The organism is Stenotrophomonas sp. LST15-1-1.1, assembly GCF_040815575.1.
Classification (GTDB): domain Bacteria; phylum Pseudomonadota; class Gammaproteobacteria; order Xanthomonadales; family Xanthomonadaceae; genus Stenotrophomonas; species Stenotrophomonas lactitubi_B.
In genome coordinates this window covers 36,213-55,357 of sequence record NZ_JBFPNJ010000032.1, presented here as the reverse complement: position 1 = coordinate 55,357, position 19,145 = coordinate 36,213, and the positions used below count along the sequence as shown (strand labels likewise).

Below are 19,145 nucleotides of genomic sequence, written 5' to 3'. Positions count from 1 at the left end.
GCCACCATCTGCAGTCCGGGGAAGCGCAGCCGAGCGCAGGTTCGGCTCTACAGCCGCCCGGCCCGGGTCTCCCAGCGCCCCAGACGCTGGTCCCGTGCCCGCTGATCGGCCACCGCCTTGTCCAGTTCAGCCTGCAGGGCCGGCTGCTGCACCGGTGCATCCAGCACGTACACCTTCACGCCGTGCGCCGGCACCTCCACCTTCAGCGCGCGCTTCACTTTCAGCTCGGCGCCGCCCAGCGCATCACGCCAGGTGCCCGCCTGCAGGTACCGGTCCACCTCGATGCTGCGCACAGTATCACCCTTGTTCAACAGCACCAGCGCAGTCTGCGCGACGTCGGCGTGCTGCAGCACGCGGAAAAACACCGCTTCGTCGCCCTGCAGTCGTTCGTTCACCTGCAGGCCACGCTGCAGCGCCGGCGTCGCTTCACGCAGCTTGGCGATGCGTTGCAGCGGCGCGAAGATCGGGCTCTGCGGGGCAGCATCCACCCGTGGCTGGCCGAAGTAGGCGCGGTTGCCGGCATGCTCCGCGCGGCCGCGCATGAAGCCGGTTTCCGAGCCGTAATAGACCACCGGAATGCCACGTGCGGTGAACAGCCAGTTGTGCGCGTCGATGAAGCCGTTGTCGCTGGCCTGCAGGCGCGGCATGTCATGGTTGTCGTAGAAGCTCATCAGCTCGTACGGGTTGGCGTACGGGCCACCGGTCAGGTGCAGCGGCTCAGCCAGGGTTTCAAACCCCTTGCCGGCAGTGCCGAAGGTCTGCTCCAGCGCACCGCGCAGCGGGAAGTCGAGCACGCTGACATTGGCATTGGCCGGCCAGGTATGTTCGGCGATGCTGGCGGCGTTGTAGTCGAACGCCTCGCCGAACATGAACATGCCCGGGTGCTGCGCGCGGATGCGGTTGACGAACGCGTGCCACCACGGATGCGGCAGCCAGCCGATGGTGTCGATGCGCAGCGCGTCCACGCCCTGCGCGGTCCACTGCAGGTAGGCCCCCACCAGGTAGTCCATCACTGCCGGGTTGTCCTGGTTGAAGTCGCTCAGCTCGGCCAGGTTGCCGTCGAAGATCGAGCCGTCCTTGCTGTCGACCGGGCCGATGTTGTTGTAGAACGCGTGCAGCGGATTGTGCTTCGGGTCCAGCTTCTGCGGCGGCAGGTTCTGGTGGTCGGCGATCAGCGTGCCGTCCTTGTCGAAGATCTGGCCGAACTGCGGCTGCCGCTTCGGCATGGTCCATGCGGGCGACCCGTGGTTGCCGACGATGTCCAGCACCACCTTCAGGCCTGCGCCGTGCAGGCCCTTGGTCAACCCGGCAAAGTCCAGGTCCCTGCTCGGCAGGTGTTCATCGAGTTTGTAGAAGTTGATGCCCCAGTAGCCGTGGTAGCCGGTCTTGCCACGGTCGGTCAGGGTGCTCGTGCAGCTGATCGGCTTGCTGCCGGTGAAGGCTTCATCCGGATTGTCGACGATGGGCGTGATCCACACCGCGCCGAAACCGAGGTTGCGGATGTAATCGGCGTTGTCGAGCACCCCGCGGAAATCACCACCGAGGTAGCCGATGTTGCCGTCCACCTTGTCCGGGCATGGCACCGGGATATCGAACGTACGGTGCTTGCCGCCCTGGTCGCGATGGTCGTTGGACGGATCACCGTTGACGAAGCGGTCGGTGACCACGAAGTACACCGCGTCGCTGGCGAACGGCTCGGTGGTGCCGACATAGGCCGGGCGTGGCGCAGCCGCAGCATGGCCAGCGAACAACACAAGGGATACAGCAACAGACAGAGCACCACGCATCACACCACCTCCGGACGGGACGGGACCCGCAACACGCACAGGCCGGCGGTCAACAGACTGCAGCCACCCAGCACCAGTACATGCATCGGCTGGCCCCCCAGCCATGCGCGCAGGGCGAAACCGAGTGCGCTGGCCGCGACCAGCTGCGGGATCACGATGAAGAAATTGAAGATGCCCATGTACACGCCCATCTTCGCCGCCGGCACGCTGTCCGACAGCAGCGCATAGGGCAACGACAGGATCGAGGCCCAGGCAAAACCCACGCCGACCATCGACAGCAGCAGCCACTGCGGATCGTCGATGAACATCATCGAGATCAGCCCTGCCCCGCCCAGCCACAGGTTGACCAGGTGGCTCCAGCGCAGGCCGATCGCCCGCACCATCGGCGGGATCAGCAGCGCGGCCAGTGCGGCGAAGCCGTTGTAGGCACCAAACAGCACGCCCACCCAGTTGGCGCCTTCGTTGTAGGCCGCCGATTCGACGTCGGTGGAACCGAAGTGCATGCCGGCCACCGCACGCGTGGTGAAGATCCACATCGCGAACAGGGCGAACCACGAGAAGAACTGCACCCAGGCCAGACGGCGCATGGTGATCGGCATCGCGCGCAGGTCACCGACGATGGCGGCCAGCATGTGCGTGCCCGGCAGTACCCGCGCCGCCGCGAGCAGTGCGCCATAGCCCGCGCACAGGCCGGCCAGCACGTACAGCATCTTGTCGCCCTGGCGCCACGCGATCAGCGCCGCCAGCAGCACGCCGAGACCGAGCCACAGCGCAACCTGCATCCACGGCGCTGGGCCAGTGACCGCAGTGCCGGCGTGGTGCGCCGGAGGTTCGGCGTCATCGAAGCTGGCCAGCTCGTCGGGCGAATACTCACGTGTGCTGACCACCGTCCAGGTAATCGCTGCCAGCAGCACCACCGCGCCGAAGTAGAACGCATAGCGCACGGTATCGGGCACCTCGCCCGCCGCTGCCGTGTTGGCAACGCCGAAGTGGGCCAGGATGAAGGGCAGGAAGCTGGCAACGATCGCGCCGACGCCGATGAAGAAGCTCTGCATCGCATAGCCGGCCGGCCGCTGACGCGGGGCCAGCTGATCGCCGACGAAGGCGCGGAACGGCTCCATCGATACGTTGATCGAGGCGTCCAGCACCCACAGCGTGCCGGCCGCGATCCACAGCGTCGGCGAGTTCGGCATCACCAGCAGGGCCAGCGTGGTCAGCACCGCGCCGATCATGAAGAACGGGCGGCGCCGTCCCCAGCGCGTCCAGGTGCGGTCGGACAGGTAGCCGATCACCGGCTGCACCAGCAGGCCGGTCAGCGGCGCGGCGATCCACAGTCCTGGCACCGCCTCCATGTCCGCACCCAGCGTTTCGAAGATGCGGCTGGCGTTGGCATTCTGCAGGGCGAAACCAAACTGGATGCCAAGGAAGCCGAAACACATGTTCCAGATCTGCCAGAACGACAACTGCGGCTTTGCAGGACGGCTCATCGTGCGTCCTCTGCTGCCGCCACCGGTGCGACCTTCAGCGCCTGTACCTGGGCCTGGTTGAGCACGCCGTCGCGCCCGCCCTTGCCGCCGGTGTAGTGCGCGAAGTGCTGCAGCGCGCTCATGTTGAAGCCCTCTTCCAAGGTGACCGTGCAGCGGCCCTTGGGCACCGCGAAGGTTGCAGCGGTCGAATCCTGAGCCGCCACGCTGTGCGGCAGAGTCACCGTGTGCCGCTGCGGCGGCTGGCCCTTGCACTGCACGGCCAGCTGTTTCACCGCCGCGGTCACACCGGTGTTGATGGGACCGTTCGGGTTGCTGTACTGCAGACGCAGGCGCACGTGGCCCGCCTTGGCGGCGTTGAACTGCCACTGCCGGCTGCCACGCAGCACCTGCTGCGGGCCGACGCAGACCATCGGACTGTGCAGCGATTCCAGCGAACCTTCGCGACGGGTCAGGCTCAGGCAGTGCTGTAGGCCATCATCACCGATGCGCACCATGCCCTTTGCGGCAGTGGCCGCGACACCGTCCTGCCACAGCACCTGGCCGGCGGCGACCGCGACGGTCCAGCCCTTGCCGCTGCGCTTTGCCTGCGGCGCCAGCGGCGTGGCCGGCGCACGCGCATTGGCATCCGCGCGCAGCGCATCACGGCTGGCTGCAGCTGGCGCGGCGACCAGCTGCACGGTCGTCGTGGCACCGCGCGTGCGCGTCTTTCCCGCGACCAGCAAGCCAGCGCCCACTTGCTTCGGGCGCTCCAGCACATAGCGCTTGCCGCCCGACTCCAGACTGATCCGCTTCTGCTTTCCGAACAGCTCCGGCACCAGTTCGGCCGGCAGCTTGGGCTGCACGCGACCGTCGTCCTGCACGCCGAACACACCCTCGGTCACCATCGACAGATAGCCGGCCACCGACCACAACTGGCGCTCGGAATTGACCACCGGGCCGCTCAAGGCACCTTCGTCCACGTGCACGGCCTGGGTGACCAGCTCGTAGTTCTCCATGTTGGAACCGGCCAACGCCGCCCCTTGCATCAACGAGCGGATCTCCGCGGCGATGCGTGGCGCGTCGTCCATCTTGCGCGCCGCGCGCAGCGAGTAGGCGCTGACGAACGGCCAGATCGCGCGGTTGTGGTAGATCGGCTGCTGCGCTTCCTGCGGCCACACTACCGGGCTGCCGGCAGCGCCTATCGGATAGCCCGCCAGTGCCCGCCGCGCGCGCTCGGCAGGCAGCACGTCGGCAAGGATGCCCAGCGACAGGCCAAGCAGATCGATCTTGGCGTACGGCACCGGGTGCGCCGCTTCGCCGATGTAACTCATGTACTGGCCCATGTCTTCACGCCAGAACCGTGCGTCGATCTGCACCGCCAGTGCGTCGGCCCAGGCCTTGTACTGTTCGCTGCGTTCGTCGCCCAGCTGCGCGGCCATCTGCTGCGCCAGGCGCAGCGCCCGGTAATGCAGCACGTTGGTGGACAGTGCATAGGAGTCGCCGATGAAGCGCACGTCCTCTCGTGTCCAGTCGGGATAAGTCTGCTCGCGCCAGTCGAGGAACGAGGTCTCGCCGCGATACAGGCCGATCTGCGCGTCGAACACCATCGCTCGATCCTGCGCCAGCGTGCCCTGCAGCGCCTGCCATACCTGCTCGGCAAACGCCGGATCATCCAGCAGGTGGCGTGCGGCCAGGAACCACACCACGCGGTCGCTGCTGATCGGCCAGCTGCCGCCGGAGCCGGTGTCCTGGGCCACGAACAGGCCAGGCGTATGCCCGTCGCGCGCCGCCGACAACTTGAACTGCAGCGACTGACGGGTGCGCTTCGGGTCCAGCTTGGCCAGCGCCAGGTCGGCAGCGAAGCTGACATCACGCGTCCACACGTACGGCCAGCGCGCGCCAGTCTGGAAGCACTCGCAGGGTACCGGACGGCCTTCATCGAAGGCCGGATCACGGATGGCATCCACCCGGTCCTGGTCCATTTCCTGCTGGGCCAATGCGAACAGCGCGTCGAACATCACGCTGCCGGTCTGGCTGCGCATGGGCGCAGCGGCGATACGTACCTCGCCCGTGGGGGCATGCAGGATGTAGCTGCCCTTGGCAGCGGCTTCGGCGCGCGCCTGGCGGCCGTCGAATGTCAGGTCGGCCGCGTGCGCGGTCGTCCCCAGCGCTGCCCCCAGGGCAGCGGTCAGGCAAATGATCTTCAGCATCGAAGCGGCAGACCGGCTTGCGCCCGTCGACCTCCCTCCCTCTCTGCACCGTTGTGGGTCCGCACTGCCGTTGCCGGCGTGCGGGCGCGGCACCTCCCTCAAGGTGCCCTGGCCCCATGGTAGACGCGGGGCTGTCGGCTGCGTCCAGCTGCATACGTATTCATGGCGTGCGGCACCGGCACGCCAGCCGCGCTGGCTTATGGTCCGGGTCTGTCAACGGCACCTTGGGAGGGGAAATGCCGACGTCACCCGCAAACGTGCGCGCAGTGATCGCGCACGCCTTCGGCCTGGCTCTGCTGGGATTGGCCACGCTTGCACAGGCGGCGGCACCGCAGATCGCCAGCGTCGAATCACCGGACAAGGTATTGAAGGTCAGCCTGGTGCTGGACGGTGGCACCGCGCGCTACCGCGTCGAGCGCCTCGGCCAGACCGTGGTGGCCGATTCGAAACTGGGTTTCGAACTGCGCGATGGTCGTCTCGACCGCGACTTCAGCCTGCTGGCGCAGGAAAGCCGCAGTGTCGACGACCGCTGGGAACAGCCCTGGGGCGAGCGCCGCCTCACCCGCAACCACTTCAACGAACTGACCGTGCACCTGGCTGAAACCACCGGCAGCAAACGCCGGCTGGACCTGGTGTTCCGCGTCTACGACGATGGCCTGGGCTTCCGCTACGTGTTCCCCGAGCAACCGAACCTGCGCGAAGCGATCATCGATGACGAACTGACCGAGTTCGCCATCGCGCCGGAGTCCACCGCATGGTGGATCCCCGCGGGCGAGCCGATCCACTACGAATACCTGTACCAGCGCACGCCACTGCGCGAAGTGCCGCTGGTACACACACCGATGACCCTGCGCAGCCACGACGGCCTGCACGTGGCCATCCATGAAGCGGCCCTGGTCGATTACGCGGGCATGTGGCTGCGCCGCACCGACGGTCAGCGCCTGCGCGCGCAGCTTTCGCCTTCGGCCGAAGGCTGGAAGGTACGCCGCGCCCTGCCCTTCGCCACACCATGGCGCACCCTGCAGATTGCCGACCGCGCCGGCGGGCTGGTCGAGTCCGATCTGATCCTCAACCTCAACGAGCCCAATGCGCTGGGCGATGTGAGCTGGGTGAAACCGGCCAAGTACCTGGGCGTGTGGTGGTCGATGCACCTGGATGAAGAGAGCTGGGCGACCGGCCCGAAGCATGCCGCCACAACCGCCAAGACGAAAAAGGTGATCGACTTCGCCGCCGCGCACGGATTCCGTGGCGTGCTGGTGGAAGGCTGGAATCCGGGCTGGGACGGCAACTGGGTCGGCAACGGTTACGACTTCGACTTCACCCGCGCCACGCCGGATTTCGACATCGAAGCACTGTCGGCGTACGGATTGAAGAAGGGCGTGCACCTGATCGGCCACCATGAAACCGGCTGCGCGATCGAACATTACGAAGACCAGCTGGATGCTGCGCTGGACCTGTATGCGCGGCTGGGCGTGGACCAGTTCAAGACCGGCTACGTCTGCGACGACGGCCAGGTCGATCGCCGCAATCCGGCCGGCGGCCCCCTGTGGCGCGAGTGGCACGACGGGCAGTTCATGGCCCGTCATCACCTGAAGGTGGTGCAGGAAGCCGCGCGCCGGCACCTGTCGGTGAATCCGCACGAGCCGATCAAGGACACCGGCCTGCGCCGCACCTACCCGAACTGGATCTCGCGCGAAGGCGCGCGCGGCATGGAGTACAACGCCTGGGGCCAGCCGCCGAACCCGCCCGAGCATGAGGTCAACCTGGTGTTCACCCGCATGCTGGCCGGGCCGATGGATTACACGCCAGGCATCCTCAGCCTGAAGGGCCGCCACGGCCAGGCCATTCCCAGCACGCTGGCCCGCCAGCTGGCCCTGTACGTGGTGCTGTACAGCCCGATCCAGATGGCCGCCGACCTGCCCGAGCACTACCTGCAGCACCGCGAAGCGTTCCGCTTCATCGAGGACGTGGCGGTGGACTGGGAGCAGAGCCGCGTGCTCGATGGCGAGATCGGCGACTACGTGACGATCGTGCGCCGCGACCGCAACAGCCGCGACTGGTTCCTCGGCAGCATCCCCGATGAGAACGGCCGCGTGCTGCCGGTGTCACTGGGCTTCCTGGAGCCGGGCGTGCGTTACCGCGCCGAGATGTACCGCGATGGCGACGGCGCGGATTTCCGCAGCAATCCCTTCGCCTTCAAGCGCGAAACCCGCGAGGTCAGCAGCACCGATTCACTCACCCTGGTGCTGGCGCCGGGTGGCGGCCAAGCCATCCGCTTCACACCGGTCGACTGAACGCTTGCCGGCCTGCGCGCCCCTGTAGCGCCCGAGCCCATGCTCGGGCGGCGGTGCGCAGCACCGGAACGCAGCCGAGCGTGGGCTCGGCTCTACGGAACAATGCACCTGAAAGCGATTACAACCCTGCAAACGCCATTGAATACGTATGCAGGGTGATTCCCACGAAGAACGCGCTGCCTACCATAGCGGCGACGACAGCGGCCACCGCGTCGCACGTCCTCGACAGCATCGGGACGACCACGAATCGCACTACAACATTGCCTGGGAGGGGAAAATGTTGAACCACAAGCGCAGTGCGCTGAGCATCGCGTTGGCCGTCGTGCTGACGCCGTCGCTGGCAGCAGCACAGTCCACGCAGACCACCACCACCCCGCCGACCGGCACCGCCGCCACCAACCTGGATACCGTGCAGGTCACCGGCATCCGTCGCGGCATCGAGAGCGCCATCGCGACCAAGCAGGACGCCACCTCGGTGGTCGAAGCCATCTCCGCCGAGGACATCGGCAAGCTGCCCGACGTCAGCATCGCCGAATCGATCTCGCGCCTGCCCGGCCTTGCCGCGCAGCGTGTGGCCGGTCGTGCGCAGGTGATCAGCGTGCGCGGCCTGTCGCCGGATTTCGCCACCACCCTGCTCAATGGGCGTGAAGTGGTCAGCACCGGCGACAACCGCGGCGTCGAGTTCGACCAGTACCCGTCCGAGCTGGTCAACGGCGTGACCGTGTACAAGACCCCGGATGCGGCACTGGTCGGCCAGGGCCTGTCGGGCACCATCGACATGCAGACCGCACGTCCGCTCAGCTTCCCCGACCGCGTCATCGCGATCAGCGGCCGCTACCAGAAGAGTTCGCTGGGCCGCGCCGCCGACACCGACCCGTACGGCAACCGCTTCAGCGCCAGCTACATCGATCAGTTCCTGGACAAGACCCTCGGCATCGCCATCGGCTACGCGCACAGCGACATGCCGATCCAGGAAAACCAGGTGGGCCTGTACGAACCGTGGACCACCGAGCACACCACCAACGGCAACCGCCCGGGCGTTGCCGCTGGCACCTACTTCACCGATGGCATCAAGGCGTTGCGCCGCACCGGCAACAACAAGCGCGACGGTGTGATGGCCACGATCCAGTTCCGGCCGAACAACAGCTGGACCAGCACCTTCGATGCGTTCCATACCGAAGCGGAGCAGATCGACACCGCCAACCAGTTCGAGCTCAACCTCAGCAACTACAACGGCAACTACACCCCGGGCCTGCTGGTCAGCAATCCGCAGGTCAATGCCAATGGCACCTTCACCGGTGGCACCGCCAGTGGCGTGTACCCGCTGGTGCGCGGCATGTACAACAAGCGCAAGGACAAGATCGATGCGTTCGGCTGGAACAACGAGTTCACCTTCGGCAGCGTCAAGCTGGTCGCCGACCTGAACTATTCCAAGGCCACCCGTGACGAGCTGAACCTGGAAAACAACCTGCAGCTGACCCCGATGCCGCAGCTGGATACGGTCGGTGTGCAGTTCCGCCAGGATGGCTTCTCGCAGATCAGCCCGGGCCTGAACTACTCCAATCCGGACGCGCTGTTCCTGACCAACACCATCTACGGTTCGGGTTACGGCAAGGTGCCGAAGGTGGAAGACCGCCTGAAGGGCGGCAAGCTGGCCGCGACCATCGCCCTGCCCGAAGCAATGGCGTCCTGGGCACCGGACCTCGACATCGGCGTGAACTATGCCGACCGCCGCAAGGTGAAGACGCAGTCTGAAGGCAACATCCTGCTGGGCGCGCAGGGCGATGCCAACATCGCGTCGGACCTGCAGTACCGCCCTGTCAACCTCGGCTTCGCCGGCCTGGGCACCATCCCGGCCTGGAACGTGCCGGGCGCAGTCGGTCGCTACATGACCTTCAATCCGGTCGACAACCTCGACTACCTGATTCCCAAGTCGTGGACGGTGCAGGAAAAGATCACCACCGCCTGGGCACGCCTGAACATCAACACCGACATCGGCGTGGTCGGCGTGCGCGGCAACATCGGCGTGCAGATGCAGCACACCGACCAGAGCTCGGACTCGCGTTACTGGGACAGCTCGCAGGCGGCCGGCAACAACATCCAGCCCTACTCCGATGGCCGCAAGTACAACGACTGGCTGCCGAGCTTGAACCTGGCCTTCATGTTCCCCCACGAACAGACCCTGCGTTTTGCCGCAGCCAAGCAGGTGGCACGCCCACGCGTGGACCAGATGCGGGCCGGCCTGGAGTTCGGCGTGGATACCGGCACCGGCCGCCCCGGTGGCAGTGGCGGCAATCCGCTGCTGGATCCGTGGCGCGCCACCGCGCTCGACCTGTCCTATGAGAAGTACTTCGGCGAAAAGGCCTACGTGGCCGCCGCGATCTTCTACAAGGACCTGAAGAGCTACGTCTACACCCAGTCGGTGGACAACTACGACTTCACCGGGCTGCTGGGCAACTATTTGCCGCCGCCGGGCATGGTGGTGCCGGTGCTGCCGACCGGCACGTTCTCGACCCCGGTCAACGGCAAGGGCGGTACGCTGAAGGGCCTGGAGCTGACCGCGTCGTTCCCGCTGGAGATGCTGACCGACAGCCTGCGTGGCTTCGGCGTGCAGGCCAGCGCGACCTTCAACAAGAGCGACATCCAGATCCTCGATCCGGAAAGCGCATCCAGCGTCGGCACCGATCCGATCAGCCTGCCCGGCCTGTCCAAGCGCGTGTACAACTTCACTGCCTATTACGAGCGTAGTGGCTTTGAAGCACGCGTCAGCCAGCGCCGTCGTTCGGACTTCATCGGCGAGATCGGCAACTTCAATGGCAACCGCACCCTGCGTTACGTAGTGGGCGAGAACGTGACCGATGCGCAGATCAGCTACACCTTCAGCGACAGCAGCAGCCTGCGCGGGCTGACCCTGCTGCTGCAGGGAAGCAACCTGACCAACGAGCCGTACCGCACCTACGCTGGCACCAAGGATCGCCCATTGGAGTACATCGAGTGGGGTCGCACCTACATGCTGGGCGTGAACTACAAGTTCTAGGATCAGGATCAGTAGTGCCAGGCCATGCCTGGCAACGACATCAATCGGCAGAACCGGAAACCCGCTGCACAGGCAGCGGGTTTTCCTTTGTGCGCACAACGCGCTGGCCAGTGAAGCGTGATCGGTACGGCCCCATCCACGCATGGCGTGGATCTACCACCGCATCGCATCCATGCATGACGGGGATCCTTTCGGCACACCCCAGGTAGATCCACGCCATGCGTGGATGCCCTGCACCGCAACCGCGCCCACAAAAAAGGGACGGGGCGCTTCGGCCCCGTCCCCGCAAGTACCGCCACCGGAGAAATCGGTCAGCTGCGTCGTGCGCAATACACCGCGCGCGGCGGCAGCTGGAGTTCATTGCCCTGTACCGTCCCCGCATCCGGGCCCGGTACGGTCACCTGCTGCCAGGTGCCCGCCGGCAGCGGATGGGTCACCGCCTCGGCCGACAGGTTGAAGGCCAGCAGGAGAGTTTCATCTGCAAGCATACGCTCGAACAGCAGCACTGGCTCGGCACTGTCCAGGAACCGGATGTCACCGTGCAGCAGGGCCGGCTGGGTACGGCGCCAGGCCAGGAAACCACGGAAGGCCGACAGCACCGACTGCGGATCCTGCGCCTGCACCGCCACGGCCGCCGCCTGGTGCTCGGCCGGGATCGGCAGCCACGGCTTGCCGGTGGTGAAGCCGGCCAACGGCGCGTCGATCCACGGCAGCGGCGTACGGCAGCCGTCACGCCCCTTGAAGTTCGGCCAGAAGGTGATGCCATACGGGTCCTGCAGCGCCTCGAACGGCACCTCGGCCTCGGCCAGGCCCAGCTCCTCGCCCTGGTACAGGCAGACCGAGCCGCGCAGTGAGCACAACAGCGCCACCAGCATCCGCGCCAGGCGCGGGTCGGCCGGATGGCCACCCCAGCGGCTGACCGCCCGCTCCACGTCGTGATTGGACACCGCCCAGCACGGCCAGCCCTGGGTCATCGCCGCTTCCAGGCGCGACACCGTGTCGCGGATGTAGGCCGCGCTGTAGTCGTTGACCAGCAGCTCGAAGCTGTAGCCCATGTGCAGGCGGCCATCCTGGGTGTATTCGGCGGTGGTCGCCAGCGAGTCCTCCGAAGAGATCTCGCCCAGGCTCACCGCCCCCGGGTACTCGTCCAGCAGGGCACGCAGCTGCTCGAGGAACGGCAGGTTCTCGGGCTGGGTGTTGTTGTAATAGTGGTACTGGTAGGCGTACGGGTTGTCCGCGCTGAAGCCGCGGCCGACGCGCTTGTCGGCCGGCTTGGGCGGGTTGTCGCGCAGCTGCGCGTCATGGAAGCAGAAGTTGATCGCATCCAGGCGGAAGCCATCCACGCCCCGGTCCAGCCAGAAGCGCACGTTGTCCAGGGTCGCCTGCTGCACCTCCGGATGGTGGAAATTCAGGTCCGGCTGGTCCACCAGGAAGTTGTGCAGGTAGTACTGCTCGCGGCGCGGTTCCCACTGCCAGGCGCCACCGCCGAACAGCGACAGCCAGTTGTTGGGCGGGGTGCCGTCCTCGCGCGGATCCACCCACACATACCAGTCCGCCTTCGGATTGCTGCGGTCCTGCCGGCTCTCGCGGAACCAGGCATGCTCGATCGAGGTATGGCTGAGCACCTGGTCGATCATCACCTTCAGGCCAAGACCATGCGCCTTGGCCAGCATCCGGTCGAAGTCGGCCAGGCTGCCGAACAGCGGATCGACATCGCGGTAGTCGGCGATGTCATAGCCGAAGTCGGCCATCGGCGAACGGAAGAACGGCGAGATCCAGATCGCATCCACGCCCAGCGCGGCGATGTGGTCCAGACGCTGGATGATGCCGGGCAGGTCGCCTACCCCGTCGCCGTTGGCGTCGAGGAAACTGCGCGGGTAGATCTGGTAGATGACGGCTCCGCGCCACCATGGATAGTGCGACATCGACAGCCCCCCTCCGGGCATGCGGGACCCGCTGCAAGCGGGCCGAAAACCAACTCCCGCAAGCTTAGCGGCGGCCCACGACGATGGCGCTGCCTGCATACGTATTCACGCCAGGCGCCGTGCTCGGCGGCACCCGCTGACGGCCTGGCACCCGGTTTCCTCCCCAATTCACAGGCAACGCCTATAATCAGGAATGAGCCTGAAAGCCTGATCGCATGACCATCACCGAAGACACCCGTCCCGCCCTGGGCCTGTCCCAGATCCAGTCGCTTGCCGCAGCCGACATGGCTGCCGTCGATGCCCTGATCCGCCGCCGGCTGTCCTCGGATGTGGTGCTGATCAACCAGATCGCCGACCACATCATTTCCGCGGGCGGCAAACGCCTGCGGCCGATGCTGGTGATGCTGGCCGGCCATGCCGTCGGCGGCGCCGGCCCCGAGCACCACCAGCTGGCCGCGATCATCGAGTTCATCCACACCTCCACCCTGCTGCACGACGACGTGGTGGACGAATCCAGCCTGCGCCGCGGCCGCAGCACCGCCAATGCGCTGTGGGGCAACGCGCCCAGCGTGCTGGTGGGCGACTTCCTGTACTCGCGCAGCTTCCAGTTGATGGTCGAGCTGGACCGGATGTCGGTGATGCAGATCCTGGCCGACACCACCAACCGCATCGCCGAAGGCGAAGTGCTGCAGCTGCTGCACGTGCACAACCCGGACACCGACGAAGCGGCCTACCTGCGTGTGATCGAGCGCAAGACCGCGGTGCTGTTCGCCGCCGGCACCCGCTTGGGCGCACTGGCCAGCGGCGTCGATGAAGCCACCCAGCAGGCCCTGTACGACTACGGCATGCACCTGGGCTACGCCTTCCAGATCGCCGATGACGTGCTGGATTACTCGGCCAACGCCGACGAGCTGGGCAAGAACCTCGGCGACGACCTGGCCGAGGGCAAGGCCACGCTGCCGTTGATCCACGCCATGGCCCATTCGGATGAAGCCACCCGCCAGCGCCTGCGCGAGATCGTGCAGAACGGTGACGCCTCGGCGATGCCGGAAGTGCTGGCCGCGATCCACGCCACCGGTGGCCTGGACTACAGCCGTCGCCGCGCCGAGGAATATGCCGAAGCCGCCGAACGCGCGCTCGACGGCCTGGCCGACAACGACGCCGTTGCCGCCCTGCGCGGCCTGGCCCGCTACGCGGTACAGCGTTCGCATTGACCGGTAGTGCCGACCAACGGTTGGCACCTACCAGGGCAGGTGGGCGCCGACCGTTGGTCGGCACGGAAACATCGGTGGGCGCCGACCGTTGGTCGGCACGGAAACATCGGTGGGTGCCGACCGTTGGTCGGCACGGAAACAACGGTGGGTGCCGACCGTTGGTCGGCACTACATGAAGCGCTCCTCGAAGAACTCATCCAGCGCCTTCCAGGCACGCTTCGCCGCACGCTCGTTGTACTGGCAGCCCGGCGGGCTGTTGGCATCGCGTTCGGCAAAGCAGTGCACCGCACCGCTGTAGTTGGTGAACTCCCAGTCCACCTTGGCCGCGTCCATTTCCTTCTGGAAGCTGCCGATATCCTCGGCGGTCACGCTCTTGTCGTCGGCGCCATTCAACACCAGCACCGAGGGATGGCTGCCGCCGGCCTGCGCCGGCAAGGGCGACCCGAGCCCGCCATGCAGGCTGACCACACCCGCCAGCGGCGCACCGGCACGGGCCAGTTCCAGCACCGTGGTGCCACCGAAGCAGAAGCCCACCGCGCCGATCCGGCTGGCGTCCAGCGGTGCCTTGCCCGCCTGCGCCTTCAGCACGTTGACCGCCTCCAGTGCCCGCGCCCGCAGCAGGGGGCGGTCGTTGCGCAGCTTGGTCGCCACCGGACCGGCCTCGGCATCGGTCTTCGGTCGCACGCCCTTGCCGTACACATCGGCCACCAGCACCACGTAGTCATCGCCAGCCAGCTGCTTGGCCTTCTCGATGGCCGACTCGTTCACGCCCTTCCAGTTCGGCACCATCACCAGGCCCGGGCGCTTGTCGTTGTCGCCATCGTCATAGACCAGCACGCCACTGAAGGTCGTGCCCTGGTGCTTCCACTCCACCGGCTGCGTCTTCATCGCCGCCCACGCTGGCATCGCCGCCAGCCCCAGTACCATCGCCACGCCGCAACGCCAACGGTTCATGCGCCTGCTCCAGAAAAAGGGGACGGAGGGGATTAAGCCGTAACTGCCCCTCCCGCATCGCATTCTGCATTGGCTGCGTGACGCAGGTATGGTTGGATACGACCTGATCCCCTCCGTCCCCTCTCTGCATGAATCTTGTTGATCGCTTTCTGTCTGGCCTGATCCCGCGCTTGCCCGAGGACGATGCCCCGCAATGGGCATGGACCGAAGGTGCCAGCGATGCCGATCTGCAACGCCTGCGCGCGCAGTGGCCGCAGGCTCCCGACAGCCTGGTGGAGCTGCTGTCGCGCGTGGATGGCACGCACTATCGCGAATACCCGAAAGGCAAGGTCTGTGTGCTGATGCTGGGTTCGGACGTGGGTGACTATCCGTACTACCTGCGCTCGGTGGCACAGATTTTCGAGGACCAGCAGCAGTGGGACGACAGCATCCGATCCATCTACGAAGAATGGCTGGATGACGAACCGGACATCCTCGGCGAAGGCATCGACGCCGACCTGCCGATGAATCGCCGCCTGTGCTTCTCGCACTGCATGAACAACGGCGGCACCTCGATGCTGTATCTGGATTTCGATCCTGCGCCGGGCGGCACCGTCGGCCAGGTGGTGCGCTATCTGCACGATCCGGACAGCTATGCAGTGATCGCACCCAGCTTCGATGCGTACCTGCAGCAGCTGATTGATCGCGATTACGCGTTCATCAACGAAGACGAATGAAGGCAGCCGAGCGTGGGCTCGGCTCTACAGTAGATCCACGCCTTGCGTGGATGGCGGTTTCACCCGCGCTCGATCCAATGCAACGTGCCCGGCGCGAACGCCAGCAGATCCTCCGCCTCCAGCTGATCCCGTGACCAATGACGTTCCGGCGGTTTCGGCTGCCGGGCGCCCACCGAACCGTCGTAGTCGCGTACCAGCAATCCAATGCGCGCGGCGCCGGACTGCAGCAGCGCGTCGATGCGCTGCAGCCATTGGCCGGCATCGCCCAGGGCTTCATCCCGGCGCCCCTGCTGATCCTGCTGATGCCGCGCCAGCTGCTCTGCCAGCGCGCGGTCGATCTTGGCCTCACTCCAGCCCTTTTTGCGCCAGCGTTCGGCATCGCCCTTCCACTCCGGTTCGGCCTGCGCCGAGGCCAGCGCCGTACCGCAATCGCAGTGGCCCGCGCTCAGCCAGGGCTGCCAGCCGGGGCCGACGGCCGCCCGCAGGCTGGGTGAATCCTGCACGAACAACCGCCGGCCGCTGCGTTCCATGATCGCGGCGGCATCAACGTGCGGCAACGAAGCAGGCAGGAACAGGGTAATGAAGGTGCACATGCGGTCCACCAAGCCAGTCCAGGAATCAACACATGGTAGATCCACGCCATGCCTGGATGGATGCATGCGGGGTCAATCCGGGGTCAGAGCCCTTTCCTGCGGAAAGGGATCCGACCCCGATCCCGCGGATCAGCCGATCCCGATCCCCGGGATCGCGCTGATCGTGTCCGGGTCGAACCCGGCCAGCTCGGCGAAATGCCGACCGCGCGCGACGTAATCGCGGTAGGCGCCATAGCTCGGCGCGCCCGGCGACAACAGCACCACCCCACCCTGCTCGCCCAGTGCGCGACGCGCCAGCGCCATCGCCTCGGGCAGATCGGCAGCGGCATGCAGGCCGAAACGGCCGGCGTCGGCCAACGGCTGCAGCATCGCGTGGATGCGCGGTCCGTTGCTGCCCATGGTCACGATCTCCACCGGCGGCACGTCGTGCGCCATGTGCTGCATGAAGTCGGTCCAGTCCAGGCCGCGATCATGCCCACCCACCAGCAGCGCGATGCGCTGGCCGGCGAAGCACTCCAGCGCGGCCAGGCTGGCATGCGGCGTGGTGCTGATCGAATCGTTGACGTAGGTGAGGCCATCGGCCTCGCCAATCCGCTGCAGGCGGTTCGGCAGTGGCCGGAAATCCTGCACGGCCGGCGCCAGCGCCACCGCATCCAGGCCCAGCGCCTCCAGCGCAGCCAGCACCGCGCACAGATTGCCGCGGTTGTGGCGGCCCGGCAGTGGCGTGTTACGGGTATCAAACACCGCCTGCTCACCGCGATGCACGACGTCGCCGCGCATGTGCCAGCCCTGCGGCTGGTTGAACCAGACCACCTCGCTGGCGGGCAGCGTCAGCGCGGCCAAGTGCGGGTCTGCGGCATTGAGCACGGCAACGCGCGGCGCGGCCCCGGTCACCAGCTGCAGCTTGTCTTCGATGTAGCGCTGCTCACTGCCGTGCCAGTCCAGGTGTTCCGGGAACAGGTTCAGCACCACGGCTACCTGTGGGTGCGCACCACTACGCGCAACCTCACTGGTCTGGTAGCTGGACAGCTCCACCGCCCAGTACGCGGGCGCCGGCTGCGGGTCCAGCACTTCCAGCAGCGGCAGGCCGATGTTGCCGACCAGGCCGGTGCGATGTCCGGCTGCCCGCAGCAGTTGCGCGACCAGCGCGGTGGTGGTGCTCTTGCCCTTGGTGCCGGTCACGCAGATCGTATCGCGCACGGTGCCATCGGCATCAGCATGTTCGGCGAACCACAACGCCGTGCCACCGATGAAGACGGTGCCCTGCCCGGCCGCCGCCAACGCGATCGGCAGATACGGGCTGATCCCTGGCGACTTGATCACCACCTCGAATGAAGCCAGTGCTTCGGCCGTGGGTTCGCCGCGCACGTCCAGCGCCCCCTTCGTTTCCGAACGCGCGGCCTCGACCTCGCTGGCCGGGCAGAACAGGCTCAGGCCAAGCGATGGCAGGCGCGCGCGCAGCACCGCAAACGCGGCACGCCCCTCACGTCCCCAGCCCCACAGCGCTATGCGCTTGCCTTCAAGCTGCGAAATCTTCACGCACCCGTTCCCACAGCGCCGCCGGAATACGATGTTCGCCCTGCAGCTGCATCAACGGTGCCAGCTCCAGCTCGGCCGCATCCAGCTGCGGCCGGATTTCATTGCAGAAGCGCTTCACCAGCACGTCTTCCTTCCACTCCGGGCGCTGCGCCAGGGTTGCCATCGCCGCACGCGATTCGCGGCCTTCGCCCACGCATTCGAAGGGTTTGTGGTCCTGGAATTCCAGCAGCGCGTCGAACCCACCGGCCTGCTCGATGTCGTCCAGCAGGTTGCGGCCGAAGATGCGCACCAGGCGGGTCTTCGGCATGAACGGGGCCAGCGCCAGGAACACGAAGTGGCACTTCGGGCAGACGCCGCACCAGCGGTTCACCGGGCGCTCGCCAAGGATGTGGAAATTGCGGTTGCAGCTGGAGAAATGCGCGTCGTAGAAATCGCTCTTGGCGAACTGGCGGGCCACCGCCAGCTCCGACATCGGCCGCAGCAGCGAGTAGTACTGCAGGTCGGCGGCCACGTACTTCCGCACATGGTTGCCGAAGGCCTGCTCGCAGGCCCAGCCCTTCGACCACTGGTGGTTGACCTCGCCGGTGCCCGGAATCTGGCTGCCGTAGCTGGCCGAGCGCTCGTTGGAGAACACCACCTGGTCCACACCGTGCAGCAGCGCCGCCAGCACCATGATCGCCGAGTTCACCACGGTGACCGGGATGTGGCCGTTCCAGGCGCCCTGGCGGTTGAGCTCGAACAGCTCCGGTGCCAGCGCGCGGCCGAGGTTCAGCGTAGGCAGGCCGGTGCGCTCGGCACAGGCCCGGATCAGCTGCGAACCGCCGATCCAGGTCACCGTCTCATCCACGCCGGCACGACGCAGCGCTTCGATGCTGACCAGCGAATCCTTGCCGCCGCCGATGGCGACCAGTGCATGTGATTGCAGGCCCAGCACCGGCGCCTGCACCGGCTGACCCTGCACCGGCAGGCGGAAGCGGCCGCGCAGGTTCAGGCCGTTGCGATAGGCGAATTCGCCCAGGCCGTTGAGGTAGATGGTTTCCACCAGCGCCGCGGTATCGGCATCGATGCTGTAGCTGTCGATGCTGACCGTATCGGGCACACCGGCCTTGTAGTAGCTCACACCGGCAATCAGGTGCAGCAGCCGCAGCGCGCGCTGCACAGCGTCGGCACGTGCCGGTTCCAGCACGAACGGGGCGCCGGGCACGGTCACGGTTTCCACCATCTCCGGGCCGTCATCGAAGGCGTAGACCAGCTTGGCCACGCCGGTGTCCGCGGCGAATTGGCAGCGGACGAAGCGGAAGCGGGAAACCTGGTGTTTATCGAAAGCAGTCATGGTGAATCCAGTTCAAGCACGGTCAGGCACGTGCCCGCGCGCAGGCGCGGGAGGTGTCGGTGGGCGGGTGCAGGGCG

At 66.6% G+C, this 19,145-nt stretch carries 12 protein-coding genes; 4 read left to right on the top strand and 8 right to left on the bottom strand.

Annotated features, from left to right (window positions below):
- Positions 1–47: 47 nt before the first annotated feature.
- The 3 genes from MRBLST15_RS18065 to MRBLST15_RS18055 are packed head-to-tail and all read right to left on the bottom strand — an operon-like array spanning position 48 to position 5,463.
- Positions 48–1,787 carry an alpha-amylase family glycosyl hydrolase gene (locus MRBLST15_RS18065; RefSeq protein ID WP_265953765.1) on the bottom strand — a complete coding sequence of 580 codons (1,740 nt, stop codon included), beginning with the start codon at positions 1,785–1,787 and terminating at the stop codon, positions 48–50.
- Positions 1,787–3,274, bottom strand: a complete 1,488-nt coding sequence (locus tag MRBLST15_RS18060; RefSeq protein ID WP_367787183.1) for an MFS transporter — start codon at positions 3,272–3,274, stop codon at positions 1,787–1,789. The genes MRBLST15_RS18065 and MRBLST15_RS18060 overlap by 1 nt, the downstream gene beginning before the upstream one ends.
- Positions 3,271–5,463 (bottom strand): Six-hairpin glycosidase-like protein, encoded by a 2,193-nt coding sequence (locus tag MRBLST15_RS18055; RefSeq protein WP_367787181.1) that lies wholly within the window; start codon positions 5,461–5,463, stop codon positions 3,271–3,273. The genes MRBLST15_RS18060 and MRBLST15_RS18055 overlap by 4 nt, the downstream gene beginning before the upstream one ends.
- 236 nt (positions 5,464–5,699) lie before the next feature.
- Between MRBLST15_RS18055 and MRBLST15_RS18050 the strand changes: the two genes are divergently transcribed.
- Both MRBLST15_RS18050 and MRBLST15_RS18045 read left to right on the top strand, forming a co-directional pair.
- On the top strand, positions 5,700–7,757 hold the full coding sequence (locus tag MRBLST15_RS18050) for a glycoside hydrolase family 97 protein (protein ID WP_367787179.1): 2,058 nt from the start codon (positions 5,700–5,702) through the stop codon (positions 7,755–7,757).
- 277 nt (positions 7,758–8,034) lie between these two features.
- Positions 8,035–10,794, top strand: coding sequence for a TonB-dependent receptor (locus tag MRBLST15_RS18045; protein WP_367787177.1), 2,760 nt, complete (start codon positions 8,035–8,037; stop codon positions 10,792–10,794).
- 311 nt (positions 10,795–11,105) lie between these two features.
- Here the strand turns inward: MRBLST15_RS18045 and MRBLST15_RS18040 are convergent, their stop codons facing one another.
- Positions 11,106–12,719, bottom strand: a complete 1,614-nt coding sequence (locus tag MRBLST15_RS18040; protein ID WP_367787175.1) for an alpha-glucosidase family protein — start codon at positions 12,717–12,719, stop codon at positions 11,106–11,108.
- 215 nt (positions 12,720–12,934) lie between these two features.
- Here MRBLST15_RS18040 and MRBLST15_RS18035 point away from each other — a divergent pair, with 215 nt between their 5' ends.
- Complete coding sequence (locus MRBLST15_RS18035; RefSeq protein ID WP_099819306.1) at positions 12,935–13,933, top strand: polyprenyl synthetase family protein; 999 nt, start codon at positions 12,935–12,937, stop codon at positions 13,931–13,933.
- A 168-nt stretch (positions 13,934–14,101) separates the two neighbouring features.
- Here the strand turns inward: MRBLST15_RS18035 and MRBLST15_RS18030 are convergent, their stop codons facing one another.
- Positions 14,102–14,887, bottom strand: coding sequence for a dienelactone hydrolase family protein (locus tag MRBLST15_RS18030; protein ID WP_265952654.1), 786 nt, complete (start codon positions 14,885–14,887; stop codon positions 14,102–14,104).
- Positions 14,888–15,015: 128 nt separating this feature from the next.
- On the opposite strand from MRBLST15_RS18030, the gene MRBLST15_RS18025 reads away from it, so the two are divergent.
- A complete protein-coding gene (locus tag MRBLST15_RS18025) occupies positions 15,016–15,603 on the top strand; it encodes an SMI1/KNR4 family protein (protein ID WP_265952653.1) in 588 nt (195 codons plus the stop codon).
- Positions 15,604–15,662: 59 nt separating this feature from the next.
- Here the strand turns inward: MRBLST15_RS18025 and MRBLST15_RS18020 are convergent, their stop codons facing one another.
- From MRBLST15_RS18020 to murL, 3 genes are all read right to left on the bottom strand, one after another.
- Complete coding sequence (locus MRBLST15_RS18020) at positions 15,663–16,196, bottom strand: hypothetical protein (protein WP_265952652.1); 534 nt, start codon at positions 16,194–16,196, stop codon at positions 15,663–15,665.
- Between the two features lie 129 nt (positions 16,197–16,325).
- On the bottom strand, positions 16,326–17,735 hold the full coding sequence (gene murD / locus MRBLST15_RS18015) for a UDP-N-acetylmuramoyl-L-alanine--D-glutamate ligase (RefSeq protein WP_367787172.1): 1,410 nt from the start codon (positions 17,733–17,735) through the stop codon (positions 16,326–16,328).
- Positions 17,716–19,068, bottom strand: coding sequence for a UDP-N-acetyl-alpha-D-muramoyl-L-alanyl-L-glutamate epimerase (murL, locus tag MRBLST15_RS18010; RefSeq protein ID WP_367787170.1), 1,353 nt, complete (start codon positions 19,066–19,068; stop codon positions 17,716–17,718). Before murL ends, murD begins: the two co-directional genes overlap by 20 nt.
- Positions 19,069–19,145 lie beyond the last annotated feature (77 nt).